The following is a 17,876-nucleotide window of genomic DNA, read 5'->3' as shown; positions in this document are numbered from 1 at the left end:
ACCACTTAGAAAGTACACTTTGGTGGATAAGGATTTAAACACCAAAGAAAATTTCAGGTTTTAATTTAAGCATTAAACAATATGCAGCTAAGCATGTTTGTTCTCTTGTATAGTTTTTTGCTCCTTGTATATGAATACATTCTTGCAAAAAGGTTCCATCTTTATACATAGCTCCTATGTAGATGGTACCTGCTTTGGTGTTTTTATCATCTGCCTCTCCAGCTACCCCACTAAGTGCTAAAGCAAAATCACAATTTGTGGTTTTAAAAGTTCCTTTTAGCATAAAGTAAATACAGCGATCAGAGTATTCTCCAACACTTTCTAAGGTGTCGTTGCTCACACCAAGCCAGGAGTTTTTTAAGCGATTAGAATAGGTTATCAAAGAGCCTTCAAACACATTGGAAATTCCTGAATTTTCAGCTAGTTTAGAGGCGCAAAGTCCTGCGGTGCAACTTTCTGCAAAAGAAATTTTTAAGTTTTTTTCCAAAAGTTTTTTAGCTATAAATTTAATAGGATCGTTCCCTAAAAACACTTTTCCAGCAAAAAGTTTAAAAACACCTTTTAAAAATCCTTCTAGTTTTCCATACTGACTGGCGCTTGCTCTAATGCAAATGAGATTATCTAATAATGCACTTGAGTTAGTTTGAATTTCGAAAGAAGTAGTAAGTGTGTTAAGTAAGATGTTCGCACTCATCTCATCTATATCTAAAAGGCAAAAATACGCATAATCAAGTTCAGGATTTTGCAAGATCAAAGGTAGTTTTTGCTCTATATTTATATTTAATAAATTAATATGGCATTGCCCAAAAGAACTTAAAAAGGAATTTTTTTCACGCGAAGCTTTTGAAGGCACTAAGGTATCATTTTCTAAAATTAAAACATCATCGTTTAAAGTTGCTATGATTTTAGCTATGGTTGTGTAGTATTCGCTAATACTAAAAATGGTTATATGGTTATATTCTTTAGAAAGTTTTTCAAGTAAAAAAGGAAGATCTTTATCAGGCTTGTTTATAAATTTTAACTCGTGGAGTTCTAAAAATTGCTTTTTATACTCCTCTTGAATATAACGCATGTAGTTTTCATTAATGATAATTTCACTGCCTATAATGATAATTAAATGTTTCATGATTTTCCTTTTTTTTCTTGCGATTATAACAAAAAAATAAGTGCAAATTAAAAGTATTTTAAGTAAAATTAACTATTTTTAAATTTTTAAGGTGGATAGTATGGATTATAAAGATACGCTATTGCTTCCAAATACGACTTTTGCAATGCGTGCAAATTTAGCAGAGCTTGAACCTAAGCGTTTTAACAAGTGGTTTGAAAACAACTATGCTTATGAAAAAATGAAGCAAAAAAGACAAGGTGTAAATGAAAGTTTTACTTTGCATGATGGCCCTCCTTATGCTAATGGACATTTGCATATTGGTCATGCTTTAAATAAAATTTTAAAAGATATCATCATAAAAATGCATTATTTTCAAGGTAAAAAAGTGCGTTTTACTCCAGGTTGGGATTGTCATGGCTTACCTATAGAGCAGCAAGTTGAAGTTAAACTTAAAGATAAAAAACAAAGTTTAAGCAAAAAAGAAATTCGTGAGTTTTGTAGAGAGCATGCGAGAGAATTTGTAAATATCCAAAGAGATGAATTTAAGTCTTTGGGTGTGATTGCTGATTGGGATGAGCCATACTTGACTATGAAAAATGCTTTTGAAGCAGATATTTACAAGGCTTTATGTAAAATCGCTAAAAAAGGACTTTTACTAGAAAGAAGCAAGCCTGTTTTTTGGAGTTGGGCTGCTAAGAGTGCGTTAGCAGAAGCTGAAGTAGAATATGAAGATAAAGAAGATTATTCTATTTTTGTAGCATTTGAGCTTGATAAAACTTCCCTTGAAAAACTAGGCGTTGAAAAAGCTAAAGCAGTTATTTGGACTACCACGCCTTGGACTTTACCGGCAAATCAAGCTATATCTTTAAATCCAAATGAAAAATATGTTATTACTGAAGAAGGTTATATTTTTGCTAAAGCCTTGCTTGAAAATATGATCAATAAAAACTTCACTCAAGGAAAAATTAAAAAAGAACTTTTAGGTGCCGAATTTGAAAATCTAAGTGCTATCAATCCACTCAATCAAAGAAAATCTACTCTTATTTTAGGTGATCATGTTTTAATGGAAGGTGGAACAGGACTTGTACACACTGCACCAGGGCATGGCGAGGATGATTATTATGTGTGCTTAAAATATGGCATTGAAGTGATTATGCCAGTAGATGATGGCGGGTGTTACGATGAAACACTAAGAGCTAAAGGGCTTTTACCGGATCATTTGCTAAATGAGTTTATAGGGCTTCATATTTTTAAGGCAAATGAGCGCATATTGGAACTACTTGGTGAAGCTTTGCTTGAAAGTTCTAAATTTACACATTCTTACCCATTTTGTTGGAGAACACATAAACCTGTTATTTATAGAGCTACAAAACAATGGTTTATTTTAATGGATGAGAAAAAATTAGATGGAAAATCTTTAAGAGAATTGGCGTTAGAGCAGTTAAAAAATGTGAAATTTTATCCAGAAAGTGGAATAAAAAGACTTAGTTCTATGATAGAAAATCGCCCTGATTGGTGTATATCAAGACAAAGAGATTGGGGTGTGCCTATAGCATTTTTTAGAGATAAAACCACCAAAGAAGTAATTTTTGATGATAATGTTTTAGACTATCTAGTAGGAATTTTTGAAACAAATGGAGCTGATGCGTGGTGGGATTTGGAAATAAAAGATTTATTACCACCAAATAGCAAGTATGATCCAAATAACTTAGAGAAAGTTTATGATATTTTAGATGTGTGGTTTGATAGTGGTAGTACTTGGGAAGCGGTGTTAAACTCAGCTAGATATGATGCAGGAGAATATCAAGCTTCGATGTATCTTGAAGGAAGTGATCAACACCGCGGTTGGTTTCAAAGCTCACTTTTAATTTCTACTGCGATTAATCATAAAACCCCATATAAAAACATACTTACTCATGGCTTTACCGTTGATGAGAAGGGTCAAAAAATGAGCAAGTCAAAAGGCAATGTGATATTACCTCAAAATGTAGCTAAAAATTATGGAGTAGAAATTTTAAGACTTTGGATAATGCTTAGTGATTATTCAACGGACTTAAAAATTTCAGATAATATTTTAAAACAAGTAAGCGAACAATATAGAAAGATAAGAAATACTATGAGATTTTTGCTTGCAAATACCAATGATATAGAATTTTTAGAAACAAAAAATTTCACACTTTTAGATAAGTGGATCTTAATGCGTGCTAAAATGGCTTTTGAAACATGTGAAGCCGCTTTTGAAAAATATGAATTTGCAAAAGGTTTTAGTGTACTTTTAAATTTCTTAAGTGCAGATTTAAGTGGAATTTATTTAGATGTGTGTAAAGATAGATTGTATTGTAATGCAAAAGATGACGCAAAAAGAGTAAGCGCGCAAAGTGCTATGGTGTTAATAGCTAGAAAACTTTTTACACTTTTAGCTCCAAGTCTTACTTATACCATAGATGAAGCATTAGAGCATGCAAATGTGGCTATTAAAGAAAATGCTAAAGATGTGTTTGATTTGGTGTTAAAGAATGGCTTTGAATATGATTTTAAAATAGAAGATGAATTATTTATTAAATCAAGAGAAAAATTCTTTGAACTTGTTGATGTATTAAAAAAAGATAAAATCATCAAATCAACCCTAGAGTTAAGCTTACAAACAAGTGCAAATGAGCTTTTGAGTGAAGATATTGAAGAAGTGGCAGATTGGTTTATGGTAAGCTCGGTAGAAAGCTTAGATGATAAAGAAGCTTTGAATGAATTTAAGATAGATAATCATAGCTTTAAAATTGTGCGTTCTTTATTGCACAAGTGTCCAAGATGTTGGAAGTTTTTAGCAAAAGAAGAAGAATGTTTATGTCCAAGATGTAATAGTGTGGAAAAAGCAAAAAATGTTTGAGCAAGCTTTACCTTTTAGTGTGATAGTGATTACTTTATTAAGTTTTTTATTTGTCACGCTTTTTTTGTTTTATTTGGTTAAAAGATTTAAGGATAAATAATGGTAACTTTAAAAGAAGCTTTGAAATTTTCAAATGAAGAATTAGAAAGTCTAAAAAAAGAATTAAATGAAAAAGCACACCAACAAAAGTATTTAGGTGCTTATGTCGAGCAGTTTTTAAATAAAGACTTAAGTGTTTCAGGTGCTGGCGTACCAGTAGCTATAAAAGATAATATTAGCGTTAAAGATTGGGAGTTAACTTGTGGTTCTAAAATTTTACAAGGCTATGTGGCACCTTATGATGCAAGTGTTATTGTAAATTTACGCAAAAATAATTTTGCTCCATTTGGAAGATGTAATATGGATGAATTTGCTATGGGAAGCACAAGTGCGACTTCTTTTTATGGTAAGACATTAAATCCACTTGATAATACTAAAGTTCCAGGTGGAAGTAGTGGCGGAAGCGCTACTGCGGTCGCTGCTGGGATAGCTTTGGCAAGTTTAGGTTCAGATACTGGTGGTTCGGTAAGACAACCTGCTGCTTTTTGTGGTTGTGTTGGGTTTAAACCAAGCTATGGAAGAGTTAGTAGATATGGATTAGCAGCGTATTCTTCGAGTCTTGATCAAATTGGAGTTTTAACACAAAATGTTGAAGATGCTGCGATTTTATATGATGCTATTGCAGGTTATGATGAAAAAGATAGTACAAGCGCAAACATAGCTCTTGAGCCAACCGCACCAAAACTAAATGCAAATAAAAAGCTAAAAATAGCTGTGATTAAAAACTATGTAGAACAAACTAATGATGATGTAAAACAAGCCTTATTGAAAACCATAGATATGTTAAAAGCAAGTGGCCATGAAATTGTTTATAAAGACTTAATGGATTCTACATTTGATGTTGCAGCTTATTATATCATAGCAGCAGCTGAAGCAAGTGCAAATTTGAGTCGTTATGATGGCGTAAGATATGGTAGAAGAAGCGAAAAATGTGATAATCTTAGCCAAATGTATATAAATAGTAGAAGTGAAGGTTTTGGCGAGGAAGTAAAAAGAAGAATTTTACTAGGAACCTTTGTCTTAAGTAGTGGGTATTATGATGCATATTATATCAAAGCACAAAAGGCTAGAAGATTTATCAAACAAAAATATGAAGAAATTTTAAATGATTGTGATTTGATTTTTATGCCTGTTGCTCCAAGTGTTGCTTTTGGTTTTAATGATATTAAAACTCCGGTACAAATGTATTTAGAAGATGTATTTACTATTTCAGTTAATTTGGCAGGGCTTGGTGGTATTAGTGTGCCAGTAGCAAAAAATGAAAACGGACTTAATATTTCTGCTCAACTTATCTGTAAAGCTTATGATGAGCAAACTTTATTAGATGGTGCTTTAAGCTTGGAAGAAATTATCAAAAACAAATAAAGGAAAAATCATGAAAATCATCAAACGCGCTTTAACTTTTGAAGATGTTTTGTTAGTTCCTCAATACTCTGAGGTTTTACCTAAAGAAGTAGATATTAAAACAAGGCTTACAAAAAATATCACTTTAAATATGCCTTTAATTTCAGCTGCTATGGATACGGTTACTGAGCATAGGGCAGCTATCATGATGGCAAGACTTGGTGGTATAGGGGTGATCCATAAAAATATGGATATAGCTTCGCAAGTTAGAGAAATAAAAAGAGTTAAAAAAAGTGAAAGCGGCGTGATTATGGATCCTATTTATATAGGACCTAAAGCAAGTGTTAAAGAAGCACTAGAATTAATGGCTGAATATAGAATTTCAGGTGTTCCTGTGGTAGATGAGAATAAAATTTTAATAGGAATTTTAACTAATCGCGATTTGAGATTTGAAACAAATTTTGATAATTTGGTAGAAAATGTAATGACAAAAATGCCTTTAATCACTGCTAAAAAAGGATCTACTTTAGATGATGCAGAAAGAATTTTTTCTACTAATAAAGTAGAAAAACTTCCAATTGTAGATGAAAATAACCACTTAGAGGGCTTAATCACTATAAAAGACTTAAAAAAACGCAAAGAATATCCAAATTCAAATAAAGATACCTATGGAAGATTAAGAGTAGCTGCGGCTGTTGGTGTGGGTCAGCTTGATCGCGTGAAAGCTTTAGTGGAGGCTGAAGTTGATGTTATCGTAATGGATAGTGCACATGGGCATTCTAAAGGGATTATTGATACATTAAAAGCAATTAAGGCTGAGTTTAATGTAGATGTGATAGTAGGAAATGTTGCAAGTGCCAAAGCGGTTAAAGATCTTTGCGAGGCAGGTGCTGATGCGATTAAGATAGGTATAGGACCTGGTAGTATTTGTACAACGCGTATTGTTTCAGGCGTAGGTGTGCCTCAAATTTCAGCTATAGATGAATGTGCGATAGAAGCAAGTAAATACGGCGTGCCAGTAATTGCTGATGGGGGTATAAAATACTCAGGCGATATTGCAAAAGCTATTGCAGCAGGAGCAAGTAGTGTTATGATAGGCTCACTTTTAGCAGGAACTGATGAGAGCCCAGGCGAGTTATTTACTTATCAAGGAAGGCAATATAAGAGTTATCGTGGTATGGGAAGTTTAGGAGCTATGCAAAAAGGTAGCTCGGATAGATATTTTCAAGAAGGTACTGCTCAAGATAAGCTTGTGCCCGAAGGTATTGAAGGTAGGGTGCCTTATGTAGGGAGTATAAAAAGTGTAGTACATCAGCTTTTAGGCGGACTTAGATCCTCTATGGGTTATGTAGGTGCAGTAGATATTAAAGCTTTCCAAGAAAGAGCTGAATTTGTAGAAATTACCGCAGCAGGATTAAAAGAAAGCCATGTGCATGATGTAACTATCACTGCTGAAGCACCAAATTATAAGGTAAGTAATTAATGGAATTTGAAGATCACATTAAACAAGCTGAGCTTTCTTTGGAAAAACTTAACGATAAAGATTTAGACCTTAAAACTTGTGTAGAAATTTACAAAGAAGGCTTAAAAAGTATCAAGCAAGCAAGAACTATGCTTGAAAATGCTAAATTAGAAATTGAGCAAGTAGATGAGTAGTGTTGTAGCTTTGCAGTTTCCAACTTTGGCTTTGAGTGAATCAAGGCTTGATTATTATCTAAAAGCTGCTAAGGAAAGTGGCGCGAATTTGGTGGTTTTAGGCGAATATGTTTTAAATAGTTTTTTTAGTGAGCTAAAAACTATGCCAAAAAGTATGATTAAAGAACAAAGTCAAAGCAAAAAAGCAAGCTTGATAAAACTTGCTAAAAAATATGATTTAAACATTATTGCACCTTTTATAAGTGTTGAAAATGATGGCTTAAAAAAACTATGCTTAAAAGTAAGCCCGCAAAATGTAAAAGTGTATGAGCAACAAATTTTAATGCCTTATGTGCATTGGAATGAAGAAAAATTTTTTAACAATAAAAAAACTGATAAGCTTAAACTTTTTACTTTCACACATGAGGGTTTAAAATGTGCTTTACTTTTTGGCTTTGAAGCACATTTTGATATCTTTTGGCAAATGATTATGAAAAAAAAGATAGACTTAGTCATCATTCCCACAGCTAGTACTTTTGAAAGCAATCAAAGATGGCTAGAACTTTTAAAAACAAGAGCTTTTTTAAACTCAACAAGCATTTTAAGGGTTAATCGCATAGGTAATTTAAAGCAAGAAAATGAGTGGAAATTTTATGGAGATAGTTTTTTTGTTAATGCTTTTGGAGAAGTGCAAGAGCAACTTGGCGATCAAGAAGAAATGCTTGTGGTAGAAGTTAGCAAAGCAAATGAAGCTAGAAATTTATGGGGCTTTGATAAGCTTATAAAAAATTACGAAGAATAATCTTTTTTAGCAAGAAAATATTATTTAAAGGAGTATAATGAGAAAAATTTTATTGCAAATTCTTTCTTTTAGTTTTATTTTTATGGGAATTTTTGCTTCAGTTAGATTTTTGATGATAAAAAATTTAACTAATGAAAGCGAAAATACCTTAATGGTGTATGTGTATGGACTAGGTCATGATATGAGAACTTTTAGTGCTATTTTTCTACCCTTATTTTTGTATGGTTTGCTTTCTTATGTAAGTTTGGTTTTTAAAGATAGAAAATATCATACTACGGGGGGGGGGTAATTGCTAAAATTTATTTTTACCTTTCTAGTTTTTATGTAGCTTTTATAGCTTTTATTGTTTTAATTTCTGCATTTATACATTATTATTACTTTCAACTTTATGCAAGCAAGATTGATATTTTTATTTTTGGTTTAAAAGATGATGATACTAAGGCTATATTGTCGATAGTTTTTTCTGATTATCCCATTATAAAAGCATTGTTATTAGCTGTAATTTTTAGTATATTTTGTTTTTATCTTAATATTAAAATTCTTAGCTTAAAACTAGAGACTATTAAAGTAAAACTAGTGTTTTTTGTTTTATTAAACATTTTACTAATTTATGCTTATGTTGTAGCGCTAAGAGGACATTTTACTTATAATGCACTAAGAGCTTCAAGTTATGAATTTAGTACCATAAAAGCTTTTAATGAAATTTCTACAAATCCTTTAATGGCTTTTTCATGGGCATATAAAGAGTATAAAAATCAGCAAGAATTTAAAAGTGTAGATATAAAACAGCTTAATCAACTAGAAGAAAAGCTTTTTCCTATGTTTGATACTACTTTAACACATCAAAATCATGCTAAAAATCACATTTATGTTAATATCATGGAAAGTTTTGGTTTAAATTTGGCTGAGTTTAATACTGAAAAAATTAATCTTTTGGGAAATTTAAAAAAGCACTTTGAGCAAGATATTGTTTTTACTAGATTTTTATCTAGTGCAAACAATACCATAGAAAGTTTTAATCGTTTAATTTTTTTAAGCCCAAATATTATTTCAAATGGATTGTACCAAAAAGAAAAGCTAGATTTTACACCTTTGCAAATTTATAAAAATGCAGGGTACAAGATAGTTTTTGTTTATAGTGGTAATGCTTCTTGGTATAATCTTGGAAATTATTTTAAAAATCAAGGTGTAGATGAAATTATAGATGAAAATACGCTTATGCAAGATTTTCCACAAGCTAGAAAAACAAAACATAAATACGGTATAGCTGATGAGTTTATGTATAAAAAAATATATTCTATCTTTGAAAATGCCAAAAGTCCTACACTTGTTATCTCTCTTAGTATTTCCACTCATAGACCTTATATACATAAAAGTAAAAAACAACTTATTGATGAGAATGCTTTAGATGAAAAGATATTAAATCAATTTATTATCAGTGATTCCATAGGTGCTTTAAATGCTTATGCATATGCAAATGATGAATTCGGAATGTTTTTAGATCATATAAAAGAAAGCAAATTTAAGGATAATATTATAGTTGCTGCTACAGGAGATCATAGATTTAGAGATATTAAGATAGATACAAATTTTCAAAAAGTTTTTGCTTATAGCGTGCCTTTTTATTTATATCTTCCAAAGTATTTAAAAAATGATATTTATTATGATAAAAACCGCGTGGGTTCACATAAAGATATTTTTCCAACACTTTATAATCTTACTCTTAGTAATACAAAATATTTAAGTTTAGGAGGAAGAAATATGTTAGCACCTATAAAAAATGAAAAGTTAGAATTTGGTTTTAATGAGCTTATTTGGATTGATCAAAATGGAGTGTATAGTGGAGATAATGGTTATTATTTTGAAAATAATACTAGTATAAAAGATACAAATAAGGCTTTTGAATTAGATTCATATCATAAGAATTTCTCAAAAATTTATAAGGAGTTGTTTCAAAAACAATTAAATTATAGATTAATTAATCTCAAAACATCAAATGATAGTGAGTAGATTTTATCTCCAAAGGCTTTTATATTTTATTTTTAGTAAACAAATGATAGAATTTTGCCTTAAATTTTTAAAAAATTTGAGGCAAAAATGCAAAAAATTCATTTTATAGGTATAGGTGGTATTGGAATTTCAGCTTTGGCGAGATTTTTAAAAGAGCAAGGCTTTAAGATAAGTGGTTCTGATATCAAAGAAAGTAAAATCACAAAAGAATTAGAAAAAGAAGGTATAGATATAAAAATTCCTCATCATAAAGACAATGTTAAAGATGTTGATTTAGTGGTATATTCAGCTGCTATTAAAGAAGATAATGAAGAGTTAGCTGGCGCAAAAAAGCAAAATATCACAACGCTTTCAAGAAAAGAAGCCTTACCTATGATCTTAAAAGACAAAAGGGTTTTTGCGGTTGCTGGTGCTCATGGTAAAAGCACGACTTCAAGCATTTTAGCAAGCTTGATAGAAGCTTCTGTGATCATTGGTGCAGTGTTAAAAGAAAGTGGCACTAATATGCTTTATAAAGAAAGCGAAAATCTCGTTTTTGAAGCTGATGAAAGTGATAGTTCTTTTTTAAACTCAAACCCATATTTAGCTATAGTGACTAATGTAGAAGCTGAACATTTAGATCATTATGAAAATGATCTTGCAAGATTACACAAGGCCTATGCAGATTTTTTGCATTTGTCTAAAATTCAAGTGATTAATGCTGAAGATGAGTTTTTATCAAGTTTAAATTTAAATAATGCTAAAAGACTTTATCCTAGCAAAGATATCACAAATATTTATATGAAAGTAGAAAATTTTAAACCAAAAACATATTTTACATTTAAAGATTTTGGGGAATTTAGTGTTTTTGGTATGGGCGAACATGTGGCGATGGACGCTACCTTAGCTATTTTGGCTGCGAGTGAATTTGTAAGTATGGAAGAGATAAAAACTAAGCTTTTAAAATATCAAGGTATTAAAAAAAGATTTGATATTTTATTTGCAAATGAAAATATGGCTTTGATTGATGATTATGGACACCATCCAACAGAAATCAAAACCACACTTAAAGCAGCAAGTGAGTATGCAAGATTAGCTGGATATAAAAAAATCATAGCTATTTTTGAGCCTCACCGCTACACGCGTTTAAGTGCAAACATAGAGTATTTTAGTGAGGTTTTAGCAAGTGTTGATGAACTTTACATATTACCTGTGTATGCAGCAGGGGAAGCTAAAATAGAAATTAATATGCAAAAATATTTTCCAAAAGCTAAATTTATAAAAGAAATCAAAAGAGAAGAAAGCGCTATTTATTTTGATGATGAGTTGATTGAAAATGGCTTAGTAATTGGCTTTGGCGCAGGAGATATAAGCACAAAGCTTAGGGGCAAGTATGTTTAAGATTTTTTTATATATCTTAGCTTTTTTTGCGATTTTACTTTTTTTTGTTTTTTTGCGTAAAAAAATAGGCAAGATTAGTAATTATCTTTTGATTTTAGTGTTGATTTTGATGATTGCTTTTGCAATTAAATTTGAGTTAAGTGCTACAAGAAGTGGAGTTTTAAAAAAAGAAACACTTAATGCATTTTTACAAGGACAAAGTCTAATTTGCAAAGATGTTAATATAAGTAAAGAGTATTTTAACTTCGAGCATGGAACTCAAAGCTTTGTTTCTAATGGTAAAAACAAGCAATTTAAAGCATTGATTTTTGATATAAAAGATTGCAAGGTGGATAAATAATGCAAGAGCAATTTTTTAAAAAGCTAGATTTAGATACTTATATAGAAGATTTCAAAGGACTTTTTGCAAGAGACAAAGAATTTTTTTTACAAGGTGATAGCAAACTTCATCATAAAAGAATCAACGAACTCTCGCTGATTGATTTTAATCCACCACCTATGATAGAAGAGCTAAATAGTGCTTTAACTCATCTTAGCAAACAAGGAATTTTACATTTAAGTCAAAGCTTTGAATTTATTAAAATCTGTAAGTATTTTAAGTATTTAAAGGGCTTAAAATTTGAAGAAAGTTTGAAAGAATGGCTTTTAAAAATAGAAATTCCACAGGTTATTTTAGAACTTTTTGAGTATTTTGATGAAAAGGGTGAAATTAAAGAAAGTATTGATGAAAGACTTGTTAATTTAAATTTAGCTCTAAAAATGAAAAAAGAAAGCTTGATAGCTGAGTTTAAAAAACTCACATATGCTAAAAGTCTTAGTGTGTATTTAATCGATACACAAATTCATCTTATAAATGGTATGGAGGCCTTGCTTTTACGTGGTGGGTTTAATCATGTCTTAAAAGCAAAAATCATAGGTAGAAGTAGTGGCGGTGGATTTTATGTGGTGCCTTTGAGTGTGGAAAAAATTCAAAGCCAAATTGATGAAGTCAAAGATGCCAAAGAAGAGATTTTTTATGAATATGCTAAAAAAATTAGCTTGGTTTTTTATAAAAATTTGATGTTTTTAAAATTTATTAATAATGCTTTTGATTTATTTGATCATTATAGTGCTAGAGTTTTGATGGCTAAAAAACATGATTATGAGTTTGTTTTAACTGATAGTTCTAATAATTTAAGTTTATATAACTTCGCACATCCGGCTTTAAAAAATGCAAAAAGTGTAAATATAGAATTTAATAAAAAAGTTTTAATCATCACAGGTGTAAATGCAGGTGGTAAGTCTATGCTTTTAAAAGGAATTTTAAGCGCAGCTTTACTTGCAAAGCATTTACTTCCTATGAGAATTAACGCACAAAAAAGTCAAATAGGAAATTTTAAAGAATTTGATGCGATTTTAGAAGATCCACAAAATGTAAAAAACGATATTTCTACTTTTGCAGGAAGAATGTTGCATTTTTCTAAGCTTTTGGGTAAGAAAAATGTTTTATTAGGAATTGATGAGATAGAGCTTGGGACAGATTTTGAAGAAGCAGCGTGTTTATATACCGAGCTTATTTCTAAGCTTTTAGAGCAAGATAATAAAATCATCATCACAACTCACCACAAACGCCTTGCAATGCTTTTAGCTAAAAATTCACAAGTTGAACTCATCGCTGCTTTGTATGATGAAGAGCTTTCAAGGCCAAAATATGAGTTTTTAAAAGGTACCATAGGTAAATCTTATGCATTTGAGACAGCTTTAAGGTATGGTATAAGTGCGAATTTAGTGCAAAATGCTAAAAAACTTTATGGAGAAGATAAAGAAAATTTAGAAGAAATGGTGAGTAAAAACATCAATCTTGAGCTTTCTTTACGTAAAAAAAATGAAGAGCTTGGGAAAAAAGAAGCCAAGGTAGATGAAATTTTACTTTCACTCAAAGATCAAAAAGAAAAAAACGAGCAAGAATTTAAAAAGCTTGTTTCTAATTTAGAGTTTAAATATCACAAAGCCATAGAAGAAGCTAAAAAAACGATAAATTTAAAAGATATCAAAGAAAAACAAAGAAGTCTAAATAAAGCTAATGAGCTTAAAAAAAGCATTATTTTACCAAGTATGGAGCAAAATGAAGAGCTTAGGGTGGGCGACTTTGTCAAATACGAAAAAATCAAAGGTAAAATCACAGCTATTTCTAAAAATGATGCGATAATTCAAAGTGATGGATTAAGTTTGCGTGTACCATTAAAGCTTCTTAAAAAAAGCAATCAAACCCCTAAGCAAAAGGTAAAATCAAGTGTTAGTATAACTCGCCCAAGTGCTTTAAATATGATTTTAGATTTACACGGCTTAAGAAGCGATGAAGCACTTGAAAGACTTGATAAATTTATCTCTGATGCTTTGATAGTGGGTTTTGATGAGGTGATAGTTTATCATGGTATAGGCACAGGAAAATTAGCTTTTGCGGTAAAAGAGTTTTTAAAAGCTCACAAAAGCGTAAAAAGCTTTAATGATGCACCGATTAATCAAGGTGGTTTTGGCGCTAAGGTGGTTAAATTGTAAGGAAATAAATGATTACAAAAAATAATTTAAAACAAGTTTTAGAAATTTTAGGTTTTAAAAATGAAAATGAAAACTATGTAAAAACAATCAATAATTACATGCTTTCAATAGATTATAAAAATCAAAGTATTAATTACCCAAAAGAAATCAAAATTCATGATAAAACTACTTCAAATTTTTTACACCCTGAAAATTTTGTAGTTTTTGAATGTGTGCATAGACTTTTAGAAAAAGGCTACAAGGCTGAACATTTAGAGTTAGAACCAAAATGGAATCTTGGCAGGGATAAAAAAGGTGGCAAAGCTGATATTTTAGTAAAGGATAATGAAAATAACCCCTATTTAATTATAGAGTGTAAAACTATAGATTCTAAAAATAGTGAGTTTGTAAAAGAATGGAATAGAATGCAAGAAGATGGAGGACAGCTTTTTTCTTATCTTCAGCAAGAAAAAGGCGTAAAATATCTTTGTCTTTATACAAGTGATTTTAGTGATAAGTTGGAATATAAAAATTATATCATACAAGCTTACGATAATGAAGAATATTTAAAAGAAAAAGAATTGCAAAATTCTTATAAAAAAGCCAATAACAATATAGAGCTTTTTAAAACTTGGAAAGAAAGTTATGAACTACAATATTTTGAACAAGGCATTTTTGAAGCAAATGTCAATGCTTATAAAATTTTAGAAATAATTCCAACATTTGATAATCTTAAAGAACTTAAAGAAGAAGGCAAATATCATGAATTTGCAAAAATTTTACGTAAGCATAATATATCAGGCAAGGAAAATGCCTTTGATAAACTTGTAAATATTTTTCTTTGCAAAATTTATGATGAAACTTTTAATAAAAACAATCTTAAATTTGGATATTTTGGTGTAATGGCAGATACTTATGCAAATATGCAAGATAGATTAATGTGGCTTTATAAAGAAGCTATGAAAGAATTCTTAGGAGAAAAAATTACCTTTGTATCTAATGAAGATATAGAAAAAGACTTTAAGCAATTAAAGATAAAAACTTTAAAAGAAGCAATGCAAAATTACATCAAAGAATTAAAATTTTATTCCAATAATGATTTTGCATTTTTAGAAGTGCATAATAAAGAATTATTCTTAAAAAACGCACTTGTGTTAAAAGAAATAGTAGAGCTTTTTGCAAATTACAAGCTTACTCAAAACTCTACAAATCAATTTTTAGGCAATCTTTTTGAACTTTTTTGCAAAAAGGTATGAAGCAAGATGAAGGGCAGTTTTTCACTCCTATTCAAATTTGTGAATTTATTATGTATTCTTTACCGCTTCAAGAAATGTTAAGCAAAAACTCTAAAGCTTTAAGGGTGATTGATTATGCTTGTGGTGCTGGACATTTTTTAAACACCTATGCCAATGAGCTTAAGCGATATTTAACAGAAGAAGAATTAAAAGAGCATTATAAAAATATTTATGGTATTGAAAAAGAATATCGCTTAAGTAAGGTTTCTAAGGTCTCAAGTGCAATGTATGGGCAAAATGAAATCAATATTTTATACGCTGATGCACTTGCTTCTTTTGAGTTAGCAAATATAAGCAATCTAGAAGGAGAAAAAGCAAAACCACAAATAGAATCTAATAATTTTGATTTGCTTATAGCAAATCCACCTTATTCTGTAAAAGGATTTTTAGAAACTTTAAGTGATAAATCTAAAAATACCTATAAACTTTTTAACGATGATATAAACATAGAAACAAATAGTGCTATTGAATGTTTTTTCATAGAAAGAGCAAATCAAATTTTAAAAGATAATGCTAAAGCTGCCATTATTTTGCCAAGTTCTATTTTAAATAAGGATTCTATTTATAAAAATACAAGAGAAATATTATTTCAAAATTTTGATTTTATTGCCATTGTTGAGCTTGGAAGCTGTACTTTTGGAGCGACAGGGACAAATACGATTATTTTATTTTTACGCAAAAAAGAAACTTTTAAACAAGAAAATCATCTTATTTCTCAAGATTATAGTTTGATTAAAGAACGCATAGAAGCTGAAAATTTAAAAGACAATGAAAACTTTTATCAAAATTATCTAAGTGCGTATTGTGACTTTAGAAAATTTGATAAAGAGCTTTATGAAAATTTTTTAAACGGCAGCTTAGATTCTAAACTTGCAGAGCTAGAAGCCTTTAAAGATTATCGCAATGCATTTGAGCAAACAAGCGATTATAAAAAACTTAAAGAATCTAAAATTTATAAAGAGAGTAAAGATAAAAAAAGTTTAGAAGATAAAGCCTTTTTAGCTTATACTCAAGCAATAGAAAAAGATAAACTGCTTTATTTTTGTTTAAGTCTTAATCAAGAAGTCTTAATCATAAAATCCCCAAGTGATATAAAAGAACAAAAGAAATTTTTAGGCTATGAGTGGAGCAATAGAAAAGGCGATGAAGGCTTAAAAGAATTGCACGAGCCTTATTTGAGTCCACTTTTTGAAAGAGACAATCCGCAAAATGAGACTAAACTTAATACTTTAATTTGCAAAGCATTTTTAAAAACTCTTAGTGATATACCAAAAGATTTGCAAAGCTATGCTAGTAAAGCAAGGCTTGTTGATATGATGGATTTTGAAAAAGTGGAATTTAATAAAGCTATAAGTTTAAATCCTAGTAATTCAACGCAAAGTGAAATGTCTAATCCTTTTGTAAATTCTAAATTTGAGTTAGTAAGACTTAAAGATTTTGTATTAGATATTCAAGCCGCAAAGCGTCCTAGTGGTGGTGTCGGCAAATATGAAAACGGTGCACTGAGTCTTGGTGGAGAACATATAGACAATAAAAGTGGGTATATCAAATTAGATAATCCTAAGTATGTACCAATAGAATTTTATGAAAGTTTTGCGTTGCAAGATAAAGGAATTGTAAAACAATTTGATATTTTAATATGTAAAGATGGTGCATTAACTGGTAAAATTGCAATGGTGCGTAATGAATTTATTGGGAAATCCGCAATGATTAATGAGCATATTTTTTTATTGCGTTGTGATAATATAGCAAAACAAAAATATTTATTTTATATATTACATTCTTATAGTGGACAACAAGCTTTAAAATCTAAAATTACAGGTTCGGCTCAAGGCGGAATCAATAAAACAAATTTAGAATCTATTTTAATACCAAATGCAGACTTTGAGATTCAAAAGCAAATCGTGGCAGAATGTGAAAAGGTAGAAGAACAGTATAACACAATAAGAATGAGTGTAGAAGAGTATCAAAACTTAATCAAAGCAATACTTCAAAAATGCGGTATCATAGATGATAATGGGGGGGGGTATGAACTAAATTCTATTTTAGAAAATTTGCAAAAATTAGAATTTAAGCTTGATTTTAATCTTTTGCTTTCGCTAATTGAAGAACAAATCAGTCATTCTGAAGTATTAGTTGAAGAAACTCAAAGCAAAGAAAGGGAGCAAGATTTTAATGCTTTTAAAAACTTTTCTAAAACCATACAAGAGCTTTTGCAAACTCTTCCCGAACCACCACAAAATGGCTGGGAAAAGGAAAAAATTAAAAATATTGGTTTGCTGAGTGCTGGAGGTGATAAACCAAAAGAATTTTCAGAGTTTAAAACACAAAAGTTTTCAGTACCTATTTATGCTAATGCTGTTGGAAATAAAGGTTTGTATGGCTGGACTATAAAACCAACCATAACCCAAAAAGCCTTGACAGTATTAGCTAGGGGGACAATAGGCTATGCTGTCGCTAGATTTGAACCTTTTGTACCAATAGTAAGACTAATTACACTTATTCCAAAAGAAAAAATATTAAACTTGAAATTTGCAGAAATTCTTATTAATAATAGCGAAATAAAAAATAGCGGCTCTAATATCCCGCAATTAACTATCCCCGAATTTTCAAATTATCAAATCCCACTCCCACCGCTAGAAATTCAAGAAAAAATTGTTCAAAGCATTGAATTAGTAGAACAACAAATTGATTTTCTTAATCCTAAATTAGAATTTTTAGAAAAAGAAAAAGAAAAAATCTTACAAAAATATTTATTTTCTTAAAGCATTTTTCGCTAAACTTTGTAAATTTTATAAGGTT

The 17,876-nt window shown here is 30.1% G+C and carries 11 protein-coding genes and 1 pseudogene; 11 read left to right on the top strand and 1 reads right to left on the bottom strand.

What is annotated here, in order from left to right; translation table 11 throughout:
• Positions 1 to 34: 34 nt before the first annotated feature.
• Positions 35 to 1,126, bottom strand: a complete 1,092-nt coding sequence (locus CORN_RS06270; RefSeq protein ID WP_172663991.1) for a CinA family protein — start codon at positions 1,124 to 1,126, stop codon at positions 35 to 37.
• 100 nt (positions 1,127 to 1,226) lie between these two features.
• On the opposite strand from CORN_RS06270, the gene ileS reads away from it, so the two are divergent.
• The 11 genes and pseudogenes from ileS to CORN_RS06215 all read left to right on the top strand — a co-directional run bounded on the left by ileS (position 1,227) and on the right by CORN_RS06215 (position 17,839).
• Entirely contained in the window at positions 1,227 to 3,992 is a 2,766-nt protein-coding gene (ileS, locus tag CORN_RS06265; RefSeq protein WP_066006768.1) for an isoleucine--tRNA ligase, read from the top strand.
• A 99-nt stretch (positions 3,993 to 4,091) separates the two neighbouring features.
• Complete coding sequence (gene gatA / locus CORN_RS06260) at positions 4,092 to 5,456, top strand: Asp-tRNA(Asn)/Glu-tRNA(Gln) amidotransferase subunit GatA (RefSeq protein WP_066006770.1); 1,365 nt, start codon at positions 4,092 to 4,094, stop codon at positions 5,454 to 5,456.
• A 10-nt stretch (positions 5,457 to 5,466) separates the two neighbouring features.
• Positions 5,467 to 6,918 (top strand): IMP dehydrogenase, encoded by a 1,452-nt coding sequence (gene guaB / locus CORN_RS06255; protein WP_066006771.1) that lies wholly within the window; start codon positions 5,467 to 5,469, stop codon positions 6,916 to 6,918.
• Positions 6,918 to 7,091, top strand: a complete 174-nt coding sequence (gene xseB / locus CORN_RS06250) for an exodeoxyribonuclease VII small subunit (RefSeq protein ID WP_039628709.1) — start codon at positions 6,918 to 6,920, stop codon at positions 7,089 to 7,091. Before guaB ends, xseB begins: the two co-directional genes overlap by 1 nt.
• Positions 7,084 to 7,872, top strand: coding sequence for a carbon-nitrogen hydrolase family protein (locus CORN_RS06245; protein ID WP_066006773.1), 789 nt, complete (start codon positions 7,084 to 7,086; stop codon positions 7,870 to 7,872). The genes xseB and CORN_RS06245 overlap by 8 nt, the downstream gene beginning before the upstream one ends.
• Positions 7,873 to 7,909: 37 nt before the next feature.
• The gene (locus tag CORN_RS06240) at positions 7,910 to 8,161 is read left to right on the top strand and encodes a hypothetical protein (protein ID WP_172663990.1); all 252 of its coding nucleotides are present in this window, start codon (positions 7,910 to 7,912) and stop codon (positions 8,159 to 8,161) included.
• A gap of 197 nt (positions 8,162 to 8,358) precedes the next feature.
• Positions 8,359 to 9,882, top strand: coding sequence for a sulfatase-like hydrolase/transferase (locus CORN_RS06235; RefSeq protein ID WP_094750269.1), 1,524 nt, complete (start codon positions 8,359 to 8,361; stop codon positions 9,880 to 9,882).
• Between the two features lie 87 nt (positions 9,883 to 9,969).
• The gene (gene murC / locus CORN_RS06230; protein ID WP_066006779.1) at positions 9,970 to 11,262 is read left to right on the top strand and encodes a UDP-N-acetylmuramate--L-alanine ligase; all 1,293 of its coding nucleotides are present in this window, start codon (positions 9,970 to 9,972) and stop codon (positions 11,260 to 11,262) included.
• A complete protein-coding gene (locus CORN_RS06225; protein ID WP_066006781.1) occupies positions 11,255 to 11,602 on the top strand; it encodes a hypothetical protein in 348 nt (115 codons plus the stop codon). The genes murC and CORN_RS06225 overlap by 8 nt, the downstream gene beginning before the upstream one ends.
• Positions 11,602 to 13,800, top strand: a complete 2,199-nt coding sequence (locus CORN_RS06220) for an endonuclease MutS2 (RefSeq protein WP_172663989.1) — start codon at positions 11,602 to 11,604, stop codon at positions 13,798 to 13,800. Before CORN_RS06225 ends, CORN_RS06220 begins: the two co-directional genes overlap by 1 nt.
• Before the next feature lie 8 nt (positions 13,801 to 13,808).
• A pseudogene (locus tag CORN_RS06215) lies at positions 13,809 to 17,839 on the top strand (N-6 DNA methylase).
• The last annotated feature ends 37 nt before the right edge of the window (positions 17,840 to 17,876 follow it).

It is taken from the genome of Campylobacter ornithocola (genome assembly GCF_013201605.1).
GTDB lineage: Bacteria > Campylobacterota > Campylobacteria > Campylobacterales > Campylobacteraceae > Campylobacter_D > Campylobacter_D ornithocola.
Note: the sequence above shows the minus strand (reverse complement) of the source record. Positions and strands in the feature narration are given on the sequence as shown.